Annotated in this window: 15 protein-coding genes; 3 read left to right on the top strand and 12 right to left on the bottom strand. The window is 73.8% G+C overall.

Translation table 11 applies throughout. The features are described 5' to 3' along the window. Positions 1-114 precede the first annotated feature (114 nt). From EAO76_RS29840 to EAO76_RS29830, 3 genes are all read right to left on the bottom strand, one after another. Positions 115-639: a PadR family transcriptional regulator gene (locus tag EAO76_RS29840; protein ID WP_148839005.1), complete on the bottom strand. Its 525-nt coding sequence runs from the start codon at positions 637-639 to the stop codon at positions 115-117. A 99-nt stretch (positions 640-738) separates the two neighbouring features. Beyond that, entirely contained in the window at positions 739-2,673 is a 1,935-nt protein-coding gene (locus EAO76_RS29835) for an AarF/ABC1/UbiB kinase family protein (protein WP_148839004.1), read from the bottom strand. After that, positions 2,670-3,740 (bottom strand): methyltransferase, encoded by a 1,071-nt coding sequence (locus tag EAO76_RS29830; RefSeq protein WP_262375827.1) that lies wholly within the window; start codon positions 3,738-3,740, stop codon positions 2,670-2,672. Before EAO76_RS29830 ends, EAO76_RS29835 begins: the two co-directional genes overlap by 4 nt. A 302-nt stretch (positions 3,741-4,042) precedes the next feature. Between EAO76_RS29830 and EAO76_RS29825 the strand changes: the two genes are divergently transcribed. The 3 genes from EAO76_RS29825 to EAO76_RS29815 are packed head-to-tail and all read left to right on the top strand — an operon-like array spanning position 4,043 to position 6,896. Beyond that, a complete protein-coding gene (locus EAO76_RS29825; RefSeq protein ID WP_148839003.1) occupies positions 4,043-5,047 on the top strand; it encodes a hypothetical protein in 1,005 nt (334 codons plus the stop codon). Next, positions 5,047-6,240 (top strand): sensor histidine kinase, encoded by a 1,194-nt coding sequence (locus EAO76_RS29820; protein ID WP_148839002.1) that lies wholly within the window; start codon positions 5,047-5,049, stop codon positions 6,238-6,240. The genes EAO76_RS29825 and EAO76_RS29820 overlap by 1 nt, the downstream gene beginning before the upstream one ends. Beyond that, entirely contained in the window at positions 6,237-6,896 is a 660-nt protein-coding gene (locus EAO76_RS29815; RefSeq protein ID WP_148839001.1) for a response regulator transcription factor, read from the top strand. The genes EAO76_RS29820 and EAO76_RS29815 overlap by 4 nt, the downstream gene beginning before the upstream one ends. Before the next feature lie 34 nt (positions 6,897-6,930). Here EAO76_RS29815 and EAO76_RS29810 read toward each other — a convergent pair whose 3' ends face one another. The 9 genes from EAO76_RS29810 to EAO76_RS29770 all read right to left on the bottom strand — a co-directional run bounded on the left by EAO76_RS29810 (position 6,931) and on the right by EAO76_RS29770 (position 21,262). Continuing rightward, positions 6,931-7,386 carry a YbaK/EbsC family protein gene (locus EAO76_RS29810; protein WP_148839000.1) on the bottom strand — a complete coding sequence of 152 codons (456 nt, stop codon included), beginning with the start codon at positions 7,384-7,386 and terminating at the stop codon, positions 6,931-6,933. 77 nt (positions 7,387-7,463) lie between these two features. Next, positions 7,464-8,699: a cytochrome P450 gene (locus tag EAO76_RS29805; RefSeq protein ID WP_148838999.1), complete on the bottom strand. Its 1,236-nt coding sequence runs from the start codon at positions 8,697-8,699 to the stop codon at positions 7,464-7,466. A gap of 13 nt (positions 8,700-8,712) precedes the next feature. Next, positions 8,713-9,675 (bottom strand): ATP-binding cassette domain-containing protein, encoded by a 963-nt coding sequence (locus EAO76_RS29800; protein WP_148838998.1) that lies wholly within the window; start codon positions 9,673-9,675, stop codon positions 8,713-8,715. A 6-nt stretch (positions 9,676-9,681) separates the two neighbouring features. Beyond that, entirely contained in the window at positions 9,682-11,001 is a 1,320-nt protein-coding gene (locus EAO76_RS29795; RefSeq protein ID WP_148838997.1) for a cytochrome P450, read from the bottom strand. A gap of 7 nt (positions 11,002-11,008) precedes the next feature. Then, positions 11,009-12,400, bottom strand: coding sequence for an MFS transporter (locus EAO76_RS29790; protein WP_148838996.1), 1,392 nt, complete (start codon positions 12,398-12,400; stop codon positions 11,009-11,011). 7 nt (positions 12,401-12,407) lie between these two features. Next, positions 12,408-13,202 (bottom strand): ABC transporter permease, encoded by a 795-nt coding sequence (locus EAO76_RS29785; protein ID WP_148838995.1) that lies wholly within the window; start codon positions 13,200-13,202, stop codon positions 12,408-12,410. 28 nt (positions 13,203-13,230) lie between these two features. After that, on the bottom strand, positions 13,231-16,395 hold the full coding sequence (locus tag EAO76_RS29780; RefSeq protein ID WP_148838994.1) for a non-ribosomal peptide synthetase: 3,165 nt from the start codon (positions 16,393-16,395) through the stop codon (positions 13,231-13,233). Further along, a complete protein-coding gene (locus tag EAO76_RS29775) occupies positions 16,392-19,961 on the bottom strand; it encodes an amino acid adenylation domain-containing protein (RefSeq protein WP_148838993.1) in 3,570 nt (1,189 codons plus the stop codon). Before EAO76_RS29775 ends, EAO76_RS29780 begins: the two co-directional genes overlap by 4 nt. Continuing rightward, positions 19,958-21,262 (bottom strand): cytochrome P450, encoded by a 1,305-nt coding sequence (locus EAO76_RS29770; RefSeq protein WP_148838992.1) that lies wholly within the window; start codon positions 21,260-21,262, stop codon positions 19,958-19,960. The genes EAO76_RS29775 and EAO76_RS29770 overlap by 4 nt, the downstream gene beginning before the upstream one ends. Positions 21,263-21,302: the final 40 nt, after the last annotated feature.

The following is a 21,302-nucleotide window of genomic DNA, read 5'->3' as shown; positions in this document are numbered from 1 at the left end:
GTCTCCGGAGTGCCCCGGGCAGCGGAAAGCGGCCGGGGCGCGGGGAGTTCACCCGCGTTCCGGCCGCTCCGTGTTTCCGTGTGCCCGTGCCCGTACCCGTGGGCCCGGTGGTCGTCAGTCCTCGGCCAGCAGCGCGTACAGCTTGCGGCGCGCCTCGGCCAGCACCTCGGACGCGCGCTCCATCTTCCGTTCGTCGCCCGACCACGCGAGCCGCCCCGCGGCCATGACCACATCGCCCATCAGCCGGTGCGCCTCCATGGTCCGGCCGCCGGGTCCGGGACGGCCGGCGGTGGCGTCGGACTTCCCGTCCGGCACGGCCGCCCGGCCCTTCTCGGTGAGCGTGTACGTGCGCGGCCCGTCCTGTCCCTCGGACGTCACCAGGCCCTCGTCGGCGAGCTGTTGGAGCAGCGGGTACACCTCGTCGGCGGTGGGCCGCACGCCCGGCCGGCGCGCGGCCTCCTCGATCAGGGCGGCCCCGGTGCGCGGCCCGTCGGCGAGCAGCAGCAGCACCGTCCCGCGCAGCCCCTGGCCGTGGGGCCGGTACAGCCCGTCCGCGAACTGGTCCAGCAGGTCCGGTACCAGGTCCAGGAGATCGGGACCGCCGGGAACTCCCCAGCGCTTGCGGTCGGTCGACTTCATGGGACTCCTCCAGTCAGAGGTTCGCTCGAATGCGGTTCGGTTCGGTTCGCTTCGGTTCGTTCGTGGACGGCGGTACGGGGACGGCGGTGCGCACGGGGGTCAGGACTCGCCCCGGAACACCCGCACGAGGACGCGCAGGCCCAGTACGGAGCTGACGACCAGCAGGTTGTAGCCGAAGACGTGCAGCAGGCTCAGGGTGGGCGTGATGAGCGGGCCGTTGCTGGTGTTGAGCAGGATGACCGCCATGATCCCGAAGGCCGCGGCGAGCACCGTGAGCAGCGTCAGGTGCACGAGCCCCGTGACGAGCCTGCGGTCCCGCTCCCGGGCGCCCAGCCGGACGGTGACGCCCAGCCGGCCCTGTTCCAGGGCCCCGGTGATCCGGTCGAGGCGTCTGGGCACCTTGCCCAGCATCGAGATCATGCTGAGCAGGTTCTCGCCCGCGGAGGCGCGCAGCGAGGAGGGCTGCAGCCGCTCGGTGTAGTACCCGGCGACCAGTTCCCGGGACTCGGCGATGACGTCGAAGCCGGGCGCCAGTTGCATCAGGGTGCCGTGCAGGGTGGTGAGCATCCGGAACACCCCGGCGATCTGGGGCGGCACCGACAGCCCGTGCGAGGCGATCAGCCGGAACAGTCCCGCGAACATCTCCAGGTCGGGGGAGGAGCCCGCGGTGAGGAACAGGGCGACGAAATCGCCGAGTTCGCGCTCCAGTTCCTGCTCGTCCAGGTCGTCGTGGCGCACGACGAGGTCGAGCAGCGCGTCGCACAGCGCCTCCCGGTCCTCCCGCTTGACCGCGAGCATCAGATCGCGCAGCGCGCCGCGGGCCTTGGCGTCGAGCCGGCCCACCACGCCGAAGTCCAGGAGGGCCAGCCGCCCGTCGTCGAGCAGCAGGACGTTGCCGGGGTGCGGGTCGCAGTGGAAGACGCCGTGCATCATGGTCTGGCGCATCATGCAGTCGAGCAGGACGCCCGCGAGCTTCCCCCGGTCCAGCCCCCGCTCCTCGATGGCGGGACCGGCCTCGCCCAGGGGCACCCCGTCCAGCCACTCCATGACGAGGACCCGCTTGGTGCAGAGCTTCTCGTGCAGGCCGGGCACGCACACCTCGGTGCCGGCCTCGGCCGCGGCGGCCTTGATGGCCGTCATGTTGCGGGACTCGACCTGGAAGTCGAGCTCCTCGCGCAGTGCCGTGGCGAACCCGGCGGCCAGGGTGACCGTTCCGATGGCCCGCGCCCAGTCGGCGCGGTCCTCCAGCTTGGCCGCGATCCGGCTCATGATGTCCAGGTCGCGCTCCACGACCTGGTGGATGCCGGGCCGCTGGATCTTGATCACGACCTTGGCGCCGGAGCGCAGCCGGGCCTCGTGCACCTGGGCGATCGAGCCGGCGGCCATCGGCTCGGGGTCGAACTCGGCGAACTCCGAGTCCACCAGGCCGCCCAGTTCGTCGACCAGCACCTGGTGGACGTCGGCCCAGGGCGACGGCGGCACCTGGCACTGGAGCTTGCTGAGTTCCTCGGTGAACTCCCGCGGGATCGCGTCCGGCCGGGTCGACATGAGCTGCCCGAGCTTGACGAAGGTGACCCCGCCCTCCTCGATGGCCAGGCGCAGGGACCGGGCGAGCCGGTCGGGCCGGCCCGACCGGCTGCGGTCCTTGCGCCGCAGGAAGGGGGCCAGGCCGTGCCGGGCCAGGATCACCCCGATCTGCGCGTAGCGGTGGGTGCGCATGATGCGTCTGCGCAGTCGCCTGGTCCAGGCCACGGGCCGCGAACGGTCCGGCATGACGACCTCGGCCAGGACGAGGAAGGCCATCGTGACGAAGACGGAGATGCCCACCATGACGGTGGCGAGCACCCCCCGCTCCATCGGCGGCTGGACCATGTTCCCGAAGAACACGGCGGTGGTGAAACCGACCAGCGCGGCCAGGACCATGCGCAGGGTGCCGACGCGCAGGCCGAGCAGCCGGCGTGCGCCGACGGCCATGCCTATGGCCAGCGTCACCACCCCGACGGTCCCGGCCAGCGCGAACACCAGATCGTTCATGCGCGGCGGCCGAGCTCCAGCAGCGAGCGTCCGGAGGGCAGCTCGATGGTCCTCAGGACCTCCAGGCCCGCGGTGGTGGCGAGCTCCCCGTACTCGTCGAGGGAGCGTTCCTTGCCGCCGAGCGTGGCCAGCAGGATCAGGTTGAGGGTGGAGATGCCCTGCCGGATCTCGGGCTGGATCAGGTGCTCCACGACGAGGACCTTGCCGTGGTCCCCGGCAGCCTCGGCGCAGCGGCGCAGGATCCTGCGGGAGGCGTCGTCGCTCCAGTCGTGCAGGATCGTCGACAGCACGTACACGTCCGCGCCCGCGGGCAGCGGCTCGAAGAAGCTGCCGGGCACGATCTCGCACCGGTCGGCGACGCCCGCGGCGGCCAGCAGCTGTCCGGCGCCGCCGGACGCGGCGGGCAGGTCGACGAGGGTCGAGCGCAGCGCGGGGTGCGCGGCGAGCACCTCGGACAGCAGGGTGCCGGTGCCGCCGCCGACGTCGACCACGTGCCCGACCCGGTCCCACTCGTAGGTCTTGGCGACGTCCGCGGAGATCTCGGAGACCTGCTTGGCCATCTTCGCGTTGAACGCCCGGCTCAGCTCGGGGTGGGCGTCCAGGTCCTCCCAGTAGGTCCTGCCGTACACCTCGGCGTAGGCGGGACCGCCGGTGCGGATGCTGTGCAGCAGGCTGGCGAAGGCGCGCTGCGGGCGGCCCATCGGGCTGTCCAGGTCGAGGAACTCGCGCATTCCGACGGGGTGGTCGCTCTCGATCCAGCGGGAGAGCTCCGTCGGCGCGTAGACGCCCGGCTCGGGCTGCTCGAACAGGCCCTGGACGGCCAGGTGGCGCATCATCTCGCCGAGCGCGTCGCGGTCGGTGGACGTGCGGTCGGCCAGGTCGTCCAGCCGGTTCACCCCCTGGTGCACCAGATCGGCCAGGCCCAGGGTGGCGGCGACCCGGACGGCGTTCGGGGTGATCACGTCGGTCATCGCCATGAAGCGTTCGGCGACGGGGTCGTGCGACGGCGCGGCGTAGGCGCCGTTGGCATCGGGGGCCTGGTCTGCCGGGTCGGTCGGTCGGGACATGCATCGGCTCCTTGACGCTGATGGACGGTGGCCGCTTCCGGCTCCGAGAGGCTCTCCGGGGACGCCGTGGGCCGCGTGCGGTTGGCATCCGCACGCTAGCCAGGGGGAAGCCGGTGACCGGACGGATTGCCGGTACCGGCAACGACCGTACGGGGCACCCCCCGGGGGCGGGTAATCATCCGCAGGTCACATCCGCGCAAGACCTGAGGCAGACGCGGTGGCCGGGGCACTGCTGCCAGGGTGGTTCACGACCGCATGCGCCGCAGAGTCCGGTCGCAGCACCGCTGGGAGAGGAGTCCGAGATGCCCGAGGGCGTCATTCCACTGACCGAGAGGACGGCTCCCCCCACCGCCGCCCCCCGGCGCACCCGGCTGTGGCCGGTGCTGGCGGCGACCGCGGGGGTGCTCGCAACGAAGGCCCTGGAGCCCCATCTGCCGGGCGCGGCGGACTACATCAGCTCGCTGGGCATCGTGCCGTCGTGGGCCGCCTGGGCGGGTGCGGGGGCCGGTGTCGTCGCGGCGCTCGCCGCCTCGTCGCAGCGGCCCGGCAAGGGTGCCCGGCCGGTGCTGCTGTTCGTCGGCTGGACCGCCTGCGTGCTGCTGCTGTGGTCGGCCGTCGGCATCATCTTCGACGCGTTCCGCTCGTTCTTCTGGGTCACCGGGATTCCCGCCGGGGACTTCGCGACCGTGGACTGGCCGGGCTTCCTCACCCGGGCCGTGGCCTTCGCCGCGACGCTGCTGCTGGCCCGTTCCACCCTCGCCTTCCAGCGCCGCACCGGGGAGGGCTGCGACCTGTGCGGGCTGCGCCCCGGCGAGCGGGACCGGCCGGCGGACTGGCTCGGGTACACGGCGTTCGGACTGGCCTTCGTCTACCCGGGCGTGAAGTATTACTGGTGGGCGGGGGGCGGCATCGGCCGTCCCGACCAATACACCGAGGGATTCCCGGTCATGGAGACCATGCTGCTGGTCGGGGGCGGAGTGCTGTCCCTGGCCCTGGTGAGTTCGTGGGGGCGCGTCTACCCGTTCTGGGTGCCGTTCCTGGCCCGTCGCAGGGTGCCCCGCATGCTGCTGGTCTCCTGCGGCTGGGGCCTGTCGGCGGCCCTGCTGCTCCAGGGCCTGATCCCGGTGTTCGCCTCGGTCAACCACCTGCTCGGCGGCCCGGACCTGCCCTTCGACTCCGGCAGCGCGAACTCCTGGGTGATCCTGGCGGTGTACGGCGGCTGGGCCCTGTTCGGGCTCGCGCTGCTCGGTGCCACCCGCACGTACCAGCGCCGCACCCGGGCCGTGTGCCGGCTGTGCGGCGAGTGATGTCCCCGGTCCGGCCCGCCCGGTCGGACGTACTGCTCACCCTGGCCGTCGCCGTTCCGGTCGGCGGCTGGACGCTGCTGCTGCTGTGGCTGGCGCTGCCGGGGGTGTGGGCTCCGCTGCTCGCCCCCGCGGTGGTCGTCGGCCACGCGGCGGGGGCGTGGCGGCGTTCCGCGCCCACCCGGTCCTTCGTGGTGACGAGTGTGGCCTGCGCGGTGCAGGCCGCCGTACTGCCCGGCGGTTTCCCGCTGTTGCCCTCGCTGCTCGCCTTCCCCCTGTCGCTGTTCGCGTACTGCGCGCACGGCGGCCGGCGGGCCCCGCAGGCGGCGCTGGTGGTGGGTGTGGTGGGGGCGGGCGCGGTCGCGCTGCGGACCGCCCTGTCCTCGCAGACGCAGCTGCCGCCGGCGTTCCTGGCCGGTTTCCTGCTGGCAATCGTGCTGGTGGCCTTCAGCCTCGGCCTGTTCCGCCGCATCCAACTGGCGTACGTCGGCGAGCTGGAGCACCGTACGGCCCGGGCGGAGGCCGAGCGCGAGGAGCGGGCCCACCGGGCCGCGCTGGACGAACGCGCCAGGATCGCCCGGGAGATGCACGACCTCGTCGCGCACTCCCTCTCCGTCATCGTCAGCCAGGCGCAGGGCGGCCGGTACGCGGCGCGGGCCCGGCCGGAGCGCGCCGCGGAGGTGCTGCGCACCGTCGAGGAGGCGGGGCGCCAGGCGCTCACGGACATGCGCGGGCTGCTGGGCGTGCTGCGCAGCGGCGACGGCAGCGACGGTTTCGGCCCGCAGCCCGACCTCTCCCGGCTGCCCGAACTGCTGGACCGGGTACGGGAGTCGGGGCTGTCCGTCGACTTCGCCGAGACCGGCACGCCCGGCCCGCTCACCCCGGCCGCCGAACTGGCCGCGTACCGGCTGGTGCAGGAAGCCCTGACCAACACCCTGAAACACGCGGGTGCCGGTGCCCGTTGCGGGATACGGTTCCAGTGGTCGGACGACAGGGTGGAGATCGAGGTGCGCGACAACGGGAACGGTCCCGGCCCCAGCGACGGGGCGGGTCACGGGCTGGTCGGGATGCGGGAGCGGATGGCCGTCGCCGGCGGCTCCGTCACCACGGGTGCGGCGCCGGGAGGAGGTTTCCTGGTGAGCGCCCGGCTGCCCTTCCGGACCCCGCCGGCCGGGGAGGGGCGGGAGACGGCATGACGATCCGGGTCTTCTTCGTCGACGACCAGGCGATGGTGCGGGCCGGGTTCGTCATGGTCGTCGAGGCACAGGACGACATGACGGTCGTCGGCGAGGCCGGGGACGGCGCGCAGGCCCTGGAGCTGCTGGAGGCGACCGCCGCCGACGTCGTGCTGATGGACGTGCGGATGCCCCGGATGGACGGGGTCGAGGCGACCCGGCGGCTGCTGCGCAGGCCCGACCCGCCGAAGGTCATCGTGCTGACCACGTTCGACGTCGACGAGCACGCCTTCGCCGCGCTGCAGGCCGGGGCCAGCGGCTTCCTGGTCAAGGACGCGCCCGCCGAGGACCTGCTGTCCGCGATCCGCACCGTGCACCGCGGCGACGCGGTGATCTCCCCGACCACCACCCGGCGGCTGCTGGCCGAGGTGGCTCCGGACCTGCCGACGCCGGCGTCCGGCCCCGATCCGCTGGAGGCGCTCACCGAGCGCGAGCGCGAGGTGCTGCTGCTGATCGCCCGCGGCGCCTCCAACGCGGCCGTCGCCAAGGAGCTGTTCCTCTCCGAGGGGACGGTGAAGACGCATGTCGGCCGGCTGCTGTCGAAGCTCGGCATGCGCGACCGGGTGCAGCTGGTGATCTTCGCCTACGAGCACCGGCTGGTGCGCCCCGGCCGGTGAGGGCCGGGGCGGCGGGCCGTTCACGGGCCGTCCGCTACTTGGCGACGTCGGCCACGCGCGGGTCGGCCAGCGAGACGTAGTCCGCGGTCCGCAGCGCGATCGACCGGTCGAGCCGGGCGGCGTTGAAGAAGATCTCGTCGTGGACGAGGAGGCCGGCGTCGACCACCAGCGGCAGTGCCTCGTCGAAGGAGAACGGGATGACGGAGCCGGTGCGGCAGCCGGTGAGGCGTTCGGCCTCGTCCCGGTCGCCCAGGGTGGCGTCGTTGCCACCGAACAGCTTCCTGACGCTGCGCAGGTCGACCCGGCGGTGGCCGGGGACCACGACGAGGACGTGGTGGTCCCCGTCCTGCTTTCTGCGCACGTTGACCACCATGCACTTGGCGGCCTTCTCCAGCCGGTGACCGCGCAGTTCACTGGCCAGGTCGGTACGGCCCTCGGGTGCGTGGTCGATGATCCGGTAGGTGGCCGAGGACCGTGCGAGCATCGACATCAGCCGGTGGTACGTCGTGTCGTCGGCGGCCGGCGACGTTGCCGGCCGCCGCGAGACGGACGCCCCGAACCGTCCGGTCACAGCACCACCGGAAGGGACTCCAGGCACCGCAGCATCAGGCTGAACCGCCACTGGAGCTCGTCGCGGTCGACGGCGAGCGACAGCTTCGGGAACCTGGTGATCAGCTGGCCGATGGCGACCGCGCCCTCGACCCGGGCGAGCGGTGCGCCCAGGCAGTGGTGCAGGCCGTGGCCGAAGGCCAGGTGGCCGGTGGCCGGGCGGGTGATCTGCAGCCGGTCGGGCTCCTCGAACCGGGAGGGGTCGCGGTTGAGCGCGCCGATCGAGACGAAGACCGAGTCGCCCGCCGGGATGGTCACCCCGCCGATCTCCACGGGTTCGGCCGCGTAGCGGAACGTCGCGATGTTGATCGGGCTCTCGAAGCGCAGCAGTTCCTCGACGGCGCCGGGCAGCAGCGACAGGTCGTTCTGCAGCGCCGCCAACTGGTCCGGTTCGGACAGCAGGGAGAGCATCGCGGTGCCCATGAAGCTGATCGCGGTCTCGTGGCCCGCCCCCAGCAGCAGGAACACCATCGACATGACCTCTGTCTCGGTCAGCAGGTCGTCGGCGTCGCGGGCCTGGAGCAGGTTGCTGATGAGGTCGTCGGCGGGGTGGGACCGCTTGTCGGCGATCAGCGCGCTCAGGTAGCTGATCAGCGACTGCCGGGCCTCGGTGACCTGTTCGGGGGCGTGCACCCCGGTCATCGTGGTGTACCAGTCGCGGAAGACCTCGCCGTCCGCGGCCGGGATGCCGATGAGTTCGCAGATCACCCGGGTGGACAGCGGCATCGCGTAGTCGTCCACGACGTCGATCTTCTGGCCCGGCGCGAAGCCGTCCAGCAGGCCCGCGGCGAGCTGTTCGATCCGGGGGCGGAACATCTCCGTCGGGCGGGCGGTGAACGCCTTGGTCGTCAGCTTCCGCAGCCGGGTGTGGTCCGGCGGGTCGCTGTTGAGCATGTGCCGCGACAAGAGCTCCATGCCGGGCTCCTCGGGCCCCATCCCGGTACCGCCCGCGGGGTTGGGGAAGCGGCGCGGGTCCTTGTGCAGCTTCGGGTCGGCGAGCGCGGCGCGGGCGTCCTCGTACCGGGTGATCATCCACAGCACCGAGCCGCTCTGCTGCCGGAGCTTGACCGGGCCCTCCTCCCGCATCCACGCGTAGGCGGCGTGCGGGTTGCGCACGAAGTCCTGGTCGATCAGGCTCTCCGCGGACCGTGCCCCGCTCTCGTCCTTCTTCTGCTTCTCGATGTCCAGTGCCATGTCGTTCTCCCGCTCACGCGGGCTGCGGTTCGCGCACCGCAGCCGTCTTGCCGATCAGGGTGAGGAACACGTCGTCGAGGGACGGGCGGCGCAGCGCGAAGTCGACGACCTCGACGCCCGCGGAGTCCAGCCGTTCCGCGATGGCGGCGATGGAGCGCATGCCGTCGGCGACCGGCGCGGAGACCTTCAGGCCGTCCTCGCTGACGGTCGGTTCCCCGGCGATGGCCGAGGAGAGCGCGCGCACCGCGTCGTGGGCCTCGGCGGGGGTGTTGACGGTCACCTCCAGCCATTCGCCGCCGACCTTGCGCTTGAGCTGGTCGGGGGTGCCGTCGGCGATGACCTTGCCCTCGTCGAGGACCGCGATGCGGCCGGCGAGCTGGTCGGCCTCGTCGAGGTACTGGGTGGTGAGCAGGATCGTCACCCCGGCGGCGACCTGTTCGCGGATCATGTCCCACAGGGCCAGCCGGCTGCTGGGGTCGAGGCCGGTGGTCGGCTCGTCGAGGAAGAGCAGCGGCGGCCGGCCGATCAGGCTCGCGGCGAGGTCGAGGCGGCGCCGCATGCCGCCGGAGTAGGTGCGCAGCGGCCGGTTGGCGGCCTCGGTGAGTTCGAACCGCTCCAGCAGGGCCTCCGTCCGCTCGGCCGTCACGCGCTTGCCGAGCCGGTAGAGCCGGCCGACGAGGATGAGGTTCTCGCGGGCGGTGAGCCGCTCGTCGACCGCGGCGTACTGGCCGGTCAGGCCGATCCGCGCGCGTACGTCGTTGGCCTGGCGCACCACGTCGTACCCGGCCACGCTCGCCCGGCCCTCGTCGGGGCGCAGCAGGGTGGTGAGGATGCGTACCGTGGTGGTCTTGCCGGCGCCGTTGGGGCCGAGCAGCCCGAAGACGGTGCCGGACTCGACCGTCAGGTCCACACCGTCCAGGGCCTGGTGGCCCTTGTAACGCTTGCGCAGTCCGTGCGCCTCGATGGCGGCGTTCACGTCGCTTCAGCTCCCGTCGGAGGTCTCGGTTGGAGTGGTGCCACCGGCCGGCGCGGGCGCGCCCAGGCCGACGTGCAGCGAGGTGAGCCGCCGCATGATGTGTTCCCGGGACCAGCGGACGTCCCGGTCGTGGTCGCCGTGGGCGAGCCGGAGTTCCGGGAAGCGCCGCACGAGGCGCCCGAGGGCCACTTCGCCGGTCATCCGGGACAGTTGGGCCCCCAGGCACATGTGGATGCCGTGCCCGAAGGAGACGTGGCCGCCGACCGGGCGCGTGATGTCGAGGCGCTCGGGGTCGGGGAAGCGGCGCGGGTCGCGGTTGGCCGCGGTGAGCGCGGGCTGCACCAGGTCGCCGGGGGCCAGGTCCAGTCCCCGGGTGCACACCGCCTCGCCCGCGCGCAGCGGGTTGGTGAGGGACACCGGGGCCTCGTAGCGCAGGCACTCCTCGATGGCGCCGCGCAGCAGGTCGGGCCGGGAGCGCAGGAGTTCCAGCTGGGTGGGGTGGTCCAGCAGGGCGAGCACCGCGTTGCCCAGCATGGCGGAGACGGTCTTGTTGGACGCGATCACCAGGAAGATGCCGGTCTGCACGAGTTCGGCGTCGCTGAGCCGGTCCTCGCCGACGCGGGCGTGCACCAGTGCCGAGACCAGGTCGTCCGTCGGGGTGGCGCGGCGCGCCTCGACGATCCGCGCGAACAGCTTCCCCAGGCTCTCGGTCGCCGCCTGGAACTCGGGGAAACCGGTGCTGTCGGGGAAGGCCGCCATGTCGTCCCAGTAGGTGCGGAACTCCTCTGCGTCCTCGGGGTCGATGCCCAGGAGTTCGGCACCGGCCAGCTCGGCGAGCGGGTGGGTGAACTCCTGTACGAGGTCGGCCTGTTCGCGGCCCGCCAGGCCGTCGAGCAGTTCGTCGGCCAGCCGTTCCACGGCGGGGCGCAGCCGCTCGACCCGCTTGGGGGTGAGGGCCTTGCCGGTCAGCTTGCGCAGCCGGGTGTGCCGGGGCGGGTCGCTGTTGCCGATGTGGCCCTGGAACGCGTCCGGGTCCTCGACGGCGAAGCTGCGCAGCAGCCGGGGTTCGGCGAGCAGCGCCCGTACGTCCTCGTAGCGGGTGGGGACGTACACCTTGCCGCCGCCCTGGATCACGTCCTGGTGCAGCGGGCTCTCCTCCCGCATCCGGGCGAAGACGGCGTGCGGGTCGACCAGCATGGCCTCCCCGTAGACGAGGGACTGCTCGTCGGGCATGTCGGTGGGCATGTCGGGGTGCGGTGCGCGCCGGCCGGCGACGGGCGGCTCGGGGGCCGGGCCGGGGTTCGTCGCGGGGTTCGTTTCGGACACGTCGGGGTCACGCTCCTTTCGCGGACAGGTGGCCCGTGTCGTCGGGAAGGGACGGGTCGGCCGCGGGGGCCTCGCCCGTCGGGGCGGTCGCGGCGGCCGGGTCCGCCGGGGCGGCTCCGTCCGGGTTCTCCGGGCCGGCCGGCGGCGGCCCCGCCGGGGGGCCGGCGGGCATCTCCGGCGCGGTGGCGGTGCGCAGGGAGCGGTCGGCCAGGCCGACCAGGGCGGCGGCCGTCAGCGCGCCGGCGCAGCCGAGGAGGGCCGGGGCCGGGCCCCAGCCGCGGGCGACGGCGCCGACGGCCAGGTAGGACAGCGGTGCGGCGAGCGCGCCGGCCGCCATCACGGTGCCCATCACCATGCCCATGGCCTCCGGCCGGGGGCCGCTGAACAGGACGCCCAGGGTGGCCGCCGAGGCGGCCGCCGCGGTCAGCGCCATCACGGCGGTGAGCACGGCCGCGACCGGCAGGTTCGGTGCCCGGGACACGCCGGCCATGGCCGCGGCGGTGAGCAGGCAGGCCAGGATCAGGCCCATGCCGCTGCCCCGCAGCCGCCGGGCGAACGACGGGGCGAGCGCGGCGACCACCGTGCCGAGGCCGACGGCCCCGACGAGCACGCCGAACCCGGTCACGCCCCAGTCGCGGTGGTCGGCCAGCAGCAGGGTGCCGACGTTGAAGGCGCCGGGGCAGCCCAGTTCGATGAGGACCGTGCAGATCAGCGCCGCCCGCACGCCGGGCAGGGCGAGGGCCTCGCCGAGCTTCGGGGAGTCCGGTCCGGGCGGGCCGGCCATGCCGGGCATGCCGCCGGGGCCCGGCATGGCGCCGGCCGGTGCGGAGGGGTCGGCGGGCAGCGGTCGCAGCAGGGCGAACACGGCCGCGGAGACCACGAACACCGCGGCGTTGACGATCAGTGCGGTGGACAGTCCGAGGAGCGCGCTCAGGCCCGCGAGGGGCCCGCCGAGGACGACGGTCGCGCGGAACAGCGTGGTCCGCAGCGTCTGCATCCGCTGCTGGTCGGCGGGGCCCGCCACGAGGGCGGGCAGGCCGCCGGTCCCCGGTTCGGTGACGGCCTCGACGAGGCCGAAGGCCACGCTCGCCACGAGCAGCGCCGTGAAGTCCAGGGTGCCGGCGGCCAGCACCGCGGCGGCTCCCAGGGCCAGTACGGCCCGGACGAGTTCACCGCCCGGGGCCAGCCGCAGCGGGGCGAAGCGGGCCGCCAAACCGGCGGTCAGGCCGGTCATCATCGCGATGCGCGGCAGCGTTCCCAGGGCCAGCACCACCGCGGCGGACATCGGGCCGGACACCCGCAGCACTGACCAGGCCAGCACGACGTGGAAGATCTGCGCGCCCAGCAGCGAGGCCAGTGTGGCCGCCGACCAGCGGCCGACCGGGGAGGACACCCTCATGTCAGGTTCACCGCCCGACCACGGAGTGGTAGCGGCGGACGGCCAGCGGGATGACCGGGATCAGCAGCGCGATCGGCAGGAGGGTCGCCACGAGGACCGGGTGCTCGACCGGGAAGGCGCCGGTCACGACCGGGTTCGGGTTGCCCCACAGCTCACGGCAGGCCACGACCACCGAGCTGAACGGGTTCCACTCGCAGACCGTCTGCAGCCAGCCGGGCAGGTTGTCGATCGGGAAGAAGGCCGGCGACAGGAACAGCATCGGCATGACGATCATCGAACCGATGCCGGAGGACTGAGGGTTGCGGCCGGAGACCGTGCCCAGGATGCCGAGCCAGATGAACAGGTAGCCGAACAGCAGCATCAGGCCGATGCCGGCCATGCCCCGCAGGAAGCCCTCGTGCATCCGCCAGCCGATCAGCAGGCCGACCCCGGCGATCACCAGCCAGCCGACGAACATCATCAGCAGCTCGGCCACGGACCGGGCGACGACGGCGGCGGACCGGGCGATCGGCAGCGACTGGAAGCGGTCGACCAGGCCGTTGCGCAGGTCCTCCTTGAGGCCGTTCTGGGCGTTGGACATGCCCAGCATGGCGACCTGGGCGAAGACCCCGGCCATCATGAAGTCCTTGTAGCTGCCGTCCCCGGGCACCACGATCGCGCTGCCGATCAGCAGCCCGTTGAGCAGGACCAGGATCAGCGGGGTGATGATGACGGGGACGACCCGCTCCGGACCGCGCTTGAGATGCCGCATCTGCCGGCCGACCAGCAGCCGGGTGTCCATCAGCATGTCAGCACTACTCATCGGATCGACCTTTCGGTACGCGATTGGCTCATGGGTTCCGTCCTTCGGAGGAGCCGCTCGCGAGCAGTTCCTCCACGCTCCTGCCGGGGTCCGCCGCGGCTGCCGTGAGCAGATCCCGCACCTGTCCGGCTATCCGGGCCAGGACGTCCCGGCCGCCCCGGTACTCCAGGGCGAGGAAGAGCTGTTCGTCGGCGCGGAAGGACAGCCGCAGGGTGTGCGGGGTGACTTCGTGGGTGTGCACGCCGACGATCCGGGCCGCGCCCTCCGGCGGCAGCGCGGCCGCCCCCAGCGCCTCGGACGCCGGGCGGTTGACCGGGTAGTTCTGCGCGGCGACGGTGGCGTCGAACAGCTCCGGCAGGCCCACCGTCCGTTCGATGTCGGTGAGGCTGAGGTGCTGGTGCGCGATGAGCGCGCCCTGTTCGGCCTGGAGCCGGGTGAGCACCTCGGTGAGCGGCGCCCCGGGGCTCCAGCGGACCCGGACCGGCAGCAGGTTGGCGTAGCTGCCGATCGCGTGCTCGATGCCGGACACCTCGGGGGCGCGCCCCGAGACGGTGTAGCCGAAGACGGTGTCCTGCCGGCCGGTCAGGCCGCCCAGCACGATGCCCCAGGCGCCCAGGACCAGGGTGTTGAGGGTCAGGCCGTGCTCCCGGGCGCGTTCGCCCAGGGCCCGGGTCACGTCGGCGGGCAGCAGGACCAGGTCCTGGACGTGCGGCGCGCCCTCGTGGTGGCCGGGGTCGCTCTCCCGCACCAGGGTGGGGCCCGACAGGTCCTCCAGCGCGGTGCGCCAGGCGTCCTCGGCCGCCGCGCGGTCCCGTCCGGTCAGCCAGTCGGTGTACGGTCCTCCGGTCTTCGCCGGGGGCATCGCGGAGTCGTCGCCCCGGTGCTGGTAGAGCACCCACAGGTCGTCCAGGAAGACCGGGAAGGACCAGCCGTCCATCTGGAGCTGGCTGAAGCCGATGAGCAGCCGGTGGCGCCGCTCCCCGAACCGGACGAGGGCGAAGCGCACCAGCGGGGACCGTGCCACGTCGAACGGGCGGTCCTGCTCCGCCGCCGCGAGCTTCTCGAACGCACCGTCCTGCTGGTCCTCGGGCAGGTCGCCCAAGTCGTGTTCGGACCAGGGCAGTTCGAACTCGCCGGGCACCACCTGGAGCGGGCGGCGCAGCCCTTCGTGGGCGAACGCGGCGGTCGTCTCCGGGTAGCGGCGCAGCAGGGCCTCGGCGGCCAGCCTCATGGTGTCCGCGTCGAGTTCTCCCTCGAACTCCAGCCAGAAGTACCAGCAGTCCTGGAGGACGCGGCCGGTGCCGGTCTCCCGGCGGGCGCTCGCCAGCAGCGAGTGCTGCATGGGGGTGACCGGCAGGACGGCGGTGTGGCCGGGCCAGCCCTCGGCGACCTTCGCCAGGTCGGCGGCGGGCGGCGCGAACTCCTCGCGGGCGGTGCGGTCGGCCGACTCGGTGCGGGCGGCGAGCTGTTCGGGGCTGCCGTACCGGAACACGTCCTGGACGGTCAGCGCCAGTCCCGCGGTCCGGGCCTGCTGGACCAGGGTGAAGGCGGAGATGCTGTCCCCGCCCAGCGCGAAGAAGTTGCTGTCGGCGCGGACCTCGGGCAGTGCGAGCACCTCGGCGAAGAGGCCGCACAGCTGCTCCTCGGCGGGGGTGCGGGGCAGGATTCCCTCCGCGGCGGCGGCGGCGAGGTCCGGGGCGGGCAGCGCCGCCCGGTCCACCTTGCCGTTCGGCGTCAGCGGTACGGAGTCGAGTTCGACGAAGACGGTCGGCACCATGTGGGCGGGGAGCCCGGCCGACAGGTGCCTGCGCAGCTCCGCGGAGTCCGTGCTGCCCTGCGCGGGCACCACGTAGCCGACCAGCCGCCGCACCCCGGGCCGGTCCTCGCGCGCCGCGACCACGCCGTGGGCGACGGACGGGTGGGCCGTGAGCACCGCCTCGATCTCGCCGAGCTCGATCCGGAAGCCGCGGACCTTGACCTGGTGGTCGGCGCGGCCGAGGAACTCCAGCGTGCCGTCGTGCCCGCGGCGCACCAGGTCCCCGGTGCGGTACATCCGTTCGCCGGGGCGGCCGGACGGGTGGGCGACGAAGCGTTCGGCGGTGAGCCCGGGGCGGCCCAGGTAGCCGCGGGCCAGCGAGGGGCCCGCGAGGTGCAGCTCACCGGTGCCGCCCGCCGGGACGGGCTGCAACTCCGCGTCCAGCACGAGCAGTTCGGTGTTGACGATCGCGGAGCCCAGCGGCGGGTTGCCGAGGTCGGTGCGGTAGTACGGCCGGGTCATCGTGGCGCACACCGTGGACTCGGTGGGGCCGTAGGCGTTGAACATCCGCCGGCCCGGCGCCCAGCGGGCCACCAGCGAGCCGGAGCACGCCTCGCCCGCCGTGATCAGGCAGCCGCCCGCCAGGGCCCGGGTGTCGGGCGAGGTCGCGGCGAGCACCGCGGGCGGCAGGGTCGCGTGGGTGACCCGCCGTTCGGTGAGCAGCTCGGCGAGCGGTTCGCCGGGGGCGAGGCGCTCCTCCGGGGCCACCACGAGCGCGGCGCCGGACAGCAGCGCCATGCACAGCTCCCAGAAGGCCGCGTCGAAGCTGGGCGAGGCGAACTGGAGCACCCGGCTGCCCGGCCCGAGGTCGAACGCGTCGATCTGGGCGGTCAGCAGGCTCGCCACTCCCATGTGGGTGACGACGACGCCCTTGGGGCGGCCGGTGGAGCCCGAGGTGTAGATGAGGTAGGCCGGGCAGGGCAGGTGGAGCGGCCCGAGCCGGTCCTCGTTCGTCGGGTCGTCGGCGGTCTGCCCGGCGAGGGCCGCCGAGGTCTCCGGGTCGTCCAGCACCAGCGGGTCCTGTACCGGCAGCCGTCCGGCGACGGCCGCCGAGGTGACGACCAGGGCGGGCCGCGCGTCGTCGAGCATGTACGCGATCCGGTCGGCGGGGTAGTTCGGGTCCACCGGCAGATAGGCGGCGCCCGCCTTGACCACGGCGAGCAGCGCGACGATCAGGTCGGTGCCGCGCGGCACGGCGACGGCGACGAAGCTCTCCGGTCCGGCGCCGCGGGAGATCAGCAGCCGGGCCAGCCGGTTGGCGCGGGTGTTCAGCTCCGCGTACGAGAGGACGCCGTCCTCCCCCACCACGGCGGCGGCCTCGGGATCGGCCGCCACCCGCAGCTGGAACAGTTCGGGTACGCACAGGGGAGGAATCATCTTCCGGTGCCTCCGGTCACTGTGGTCATCGTGTCGTCGACGGACCGTTCGAGACCCTCGGCGAAGGCGGTGAGCACCTCCAGGAACTGGGCCTGTACGCGGTCCATCCGGCCCGGCTCGAACGCCTCGCTCCAGTACTGGGCGAGGATGCCCAGCTCCGGTCCGGGCGCCACCGCGAAGCGGAGCGGGACCCGGGCGGCGTCGTGCGCCTCCATGCCGAGGATCTGCACCAGGTGCGGCGGCATGCCGGGGGCGCCGGGCATCGGCGGGCCCATGGGCATCGGCGGGCCGGCGGGCAGGTCCGCACCGGGCGCGCCCTCGGGCATCGGCGGCATGCCGGGCCCCGCGGGACCACCGGGCATCGGCGGCATCCCCTCCGGAGCGCCGGGACCACCCGGAGCACCGGGTCCCATGGGCACCGGCGGACCGGCGGGCAGGTCCGCACCGGGCGCGCCCTCGGGCATCGGCGGCATGCCGGGCCCCGCGGGACCACCGGGCATCGGCGGCATCCCCTCGGGAGCGCCGGGACCACCGGGCATCGGTGCGCCTGCCGGCATCGGCGGGGGCGGCGGGGTCGTGGTGGTCGGCTGGCTCTCGAACACCACGAGGGTGTCGAACAGCGCGTCCGTCCCCGCGATGTCCATGAGCCTGGCGAGGCTGATGTGCTGGTGCGCCATCAGACCGGCCTGGCCGCGCTGGAGCCGGGTGAGCACGTCGAGGACCTGCTCGCCGCCGTGCCAGCCGAGCCGTACCGGCAGGTTGTTCATGAACATCCCGGCCGCCTGGTCGATGCCCGGCAGCTCGGCGGGGCGGCCCGCCACGGTCACGCCGAAGACCTGTTCCTCGCGGCCGGTGAGCCGGCCCAGGAGCAGTGCCCAGGCGCCCGTCACGAGGGTGTTGAGGGTCAGGTCGTGGGCGCGGGCGCGGGCGACCAGCGCGGTGGTGACGTCCTCGGGCAGCAGGGACGTGGTCTCCACGACGGTGACCCGGCCCGTGTCCGGTGCGGCGGGGACCAGCGGCGCCGGGGCGGGCAGCCCCTCCAGGACGACGCGCCAGGCGTCCTCCGTCGCGGCGGTGTCCCGGCCGGCCAGCCAGCCCGCGTACTCGCGCTGCGGGGGGTCCTGCGGGACGGGCGGCAGCATCGCCTCGTCGCCGCCCATCATGTAGGTCATCCACAGCTCGCCCATGACCAGGGGCAGCGACCAGCCGTCCAGCAGCAGCGGGGCCAGGCTCAGCACGAACCGCCAGCTGTCCGGGGCCAGTTCGACCGCGGTGCACCGCACCAGCGGCGGCTCGGCCAGGTCGAAGGGCGTGTCCTGGTCCTGTCGCAGCAGCCGCTCCAGCTCCCGCCGCTGCTCCTCCCCCTCCGTGCCGGAGAGGTCGACCTCGTGGAGGACCGGTTCGGCCGCGCCCGCGACGAGCTGGACGGGGTTGCCGTCCGGGCCGGTGCGGAAGGCGGCGCGCAGCGCGGGGTGGCGGCGCAGCAGCACGGCCAGCGTCCGGCGCATCACCTCGGGGTCGAACGCCCCGGAGAGCGGGAAACTGAACTGGTCGGTGTACGGGCCGGGGCCCGTGCCCGCGGCGGCCCGGCGGATCATGGCGTCCTGCAGCGGCGAGACGGCCAGCGCCTCGGTCCCGTCCGGCAGCCCGTCGGCGAGCCCGGCGAGGTCGGCGCGGCCGGTGGCGGCCGAGGTCCGGCCCTCCCCGTCACCGGTGGGCACCGGTACGGCGAGCGCGGCCAGGGCCGCGGGGGTGGGCGAGGTGAAGACGTCCTTGGTGCCGAAGCCGATCCCGGCCAGGCGGGCCTTCTTGACCAGGGTGAACGCCCCGACGCTGTCCCCGCCCGCGGCGAAGAAGCTGGTGTCGGCGCCGATCTCCGGCTCGCCGAGCACCTCGGCGAACAGTTCGCACAGCCGCCGCTCGTGCTCCCCTCGCGCCGCACGGCCGCCCACCGGGGCGGCGGCGCCGGGCGCGGGCAGCGCCTTGCGGTCGAGCTTGCCGTTCGGGGTGAGCGGCAGCGCCGCCAGCCCGACGAAGGCGGTGGGCACCATGTACTCGGGCAGCCGGGCGGCCAGGGCCGTGCGCAGCGCCTCGGCGTCCACCGGCGCGTCCGTGCCCTCGGCGGGCACCACATGGGCCACCAACCGCTTGGTGCCCGGGCGTTCCTCGTGCACGGAGACCGCGGCCGCGGCGATGCCGGGCAGGCCGGTGAGCGCGGCCTCGACCTCGCCGAGCTCGATCCGGAAGCCGCGGACCTTGACCTGGTCGTCGGTCCGCGCGATGAAGTCCAGCTGTCCGTCGTCCCGGCGCCGCACCAGGTCCCCGGTGCGGTACATGCGCGCGCCGGGGGCGAACGGGCTCGCCACGAACCGTCCCGCGGTGAGGGCGGGCCGGGCGTGGTAGCCGCGGGCCAGCAGCTCGCCGCCGATGTAGAGCTCCCCCACCGTGCCGGTGGGCACGGGGGCGAGCCGCTCGTCGAGCACGTAGAGCCGGGTGTTCCAGATGGGGCGGCCAATGGTGACCACACCGGCCGGGACGGCGTCGCCCGGCTCGATGCGGTACTCCATGCAGCCGATGGTGGTCTCGGTCGGCCCGTACTCGTTGACGACCGTGGCGTCGGGCCTGCGGGCGCGCCACTCGTCCAGCGCCTCGCCGAGCAGGGCCTCGCCGCCCAGCACCAGTTGCCCGGTGGGCGAGTAGGCGTCGGGCAGGGCCGCGAGCAGGGCGAGGTGGGTCGGGGTGGCCTTGACGAAGGTGGCCTCGGGCAGCTCGGCGGCGTCCGGTGCCGTGCCCTCGTGCAGTTCGACCAGGTGCGCGCAGCCGCCCGCGGTGAGCGGCGCGTACAGCCCGGTGGCCGTCAGGTCGAAGGCGACGGGCGAGTGCACCAGGGCCCGTCCGGTGACCGCGCCGTACGCCTGCCTGGCCCAGGCCAGGTAGACGTTGAGCGAGCGGTGCTCGACGACGACGCCCTTGGGGCGGCCGGTCGATCCGGAGGTGTGGATGACGAAGACCGGGTTGGCGGGGCGCAGCGGCGCGATCCGCTCGGCGTCGGTGAGGTCTCCCGTCGCGTGCCCGGCCAGCTCCGCCGCGGTCGCGGGGTCGTCCAGGACGACGCGCGCGGCGGCGGTCTCCGGCAGCGCGCCGAGGGTCGTGGCGTCGGTGAGGAGCGCCACGGGGGCCACGTCGGCGAGCATGCCGGCGATCCGCTCGGCGGGGTGGCCGGGGTCCAGCGGCAGGTAGGCGGCACCGGCCTTGACCACGGCCAGCAGGGCGACGACGAGGTCGACGGACTTCGGCAGGGCGACGGCGACGAACCGCTCGGGCCCCGCCCCGCGCCCGACGAGCAGCCGGGCCAGCCGGTTGGCCCGCTCACCGAGCTCCGCGTAACGGAGCTCGGTGGAGCCGTGCGCGACCGCGGGCGCGTCCGGGGTCCGGACGGCCTGCGCCTCGAAGAGCTCGGTGAGCGTGGCCTCGACCACCTTGTGGTCGGTGTCGTTCCATTCGACGAGCAGCCGGTGGAGCTCGTCGGGGGTGAGGTCCCCCGGTCCGGCGGCGGGCCCGGTCATGCGGTCTTCCCCGGCCGGCGGGGCGTGCCCAGCTCCACGGGAAGCGAGACCAGACCGCGGGCGACCGGGTTGGACTTCCAGCGGACCTGCTCGGGGTCCCCGGCGTGCCGCAGGTCGGGGAAGCGGTCGAAGATCCGGTTGAAGACCGTCTGGCCCTCGATGCGGGCGGTCATGCCGCCGACGCAGTAGTGCGGACCGTGCCCGAAGCCCAGGTGGCCGGCGGTGTTGCGGGTGATGTCGAAGCGCTCCGGGTCGGGGTAGCGCTCCGGGTCGCGGTTGGCGGAGGCCCGGGACAGGATGACGATCTGGTGGCGGTCCACCTCGACGTCGCCGAAGGCGATGGGCTCCGCGGTGTACTGCGGCGTGACGATGTCGGTCGGCGGGTAGTAGCGCAGCACCTCCTCGACCGTGTTCGTCACCAGCGACGGGTCGGCGGTGAGCTGCTTGAGCTGGTCGGGGTTGCTCAGCAGGGCGTGGATGCCGTTGCCGAGCAGGTCGACGGTGGTCTCGTGACCGGCGACCACGAACAGCATGGCCTGGGCGATCACCTCGTCCTCGTCGAGGAACTCCCCCGCGTCCAGGGCCCGGACGAACGAGGTGAACGCGTCGTCGGCGGGGTTGGCGCGCTTCTCGCCGATGAGGGCGCGCAGCCGCTCGACGGCCACGACGGCCCCGGCCGCGTACTCGCCGGTGGCGCCCCGGTCGCGGGAGGCGTCGGTGCCGTAGCCGAACAGCTCGTGGTCCTCGGCCGGGACGCCCAGCAGCTCGCACACGACGGTGAGCGGGAGCTTCCAGGCGAAGTCCTGGACCAGGTCGACGGGGCCGTCGCCGGCCCGCTCGGCGAGGTCGTCCAGCAGCCCGTCGGTGAGGACCTCGATGCGGGGCCGCATGCCCTCGATGCGCCGCTTGGTGAAGAACCGCGACAGCACCGCGCGCAGTCGCGGGTGGTCCGGCGCGTCCAGCAGCGTCAGGTTGCGGCCGAGCAGCCGCGCCACGTCGCCGCCGATGGCGGGCGGCTCGGGTATGCCGAGCTCGGCCATGAAGGCGGTCAGGTCGTGGCGCAGCCGGGAGTCGGCCTGCCCCGCGTGGACGTCCTCGTAGCGGGTGACGAGCCAGGCGTGGCCGGGCGGGCCGGGCCAGGTGATGCCGCGGACCGGGTCGTTCTCCCGGAGCCAGGCGTAGGTGGGGTACGGGTTCTGGAAGAACTCCGGGTCCCACACGCCCGGACCGCTGCCGTTGATGGGCTGTCCGGGAGCCGCCGGGGCCGCAGGCCGGCCTTCGAACGGGGGAGTTTCGGACATGGGTCGGGTGCCTCCTCAAATCAGGGATGTCAGGATTCGG

This window comes from Streptomyces sp. sk2.1, from assembly GCF_008120935.1.
Classification (GTDB): Bacteria; Actinomycetota; Actinomycetes; order Streptomycetales; family Streptomycetaceae; genus Streptomyces.
Note: the sequence above shows the minus strand (reverse complement) of the source record. Positions and strands in the feature narration are given on the sequence as shown.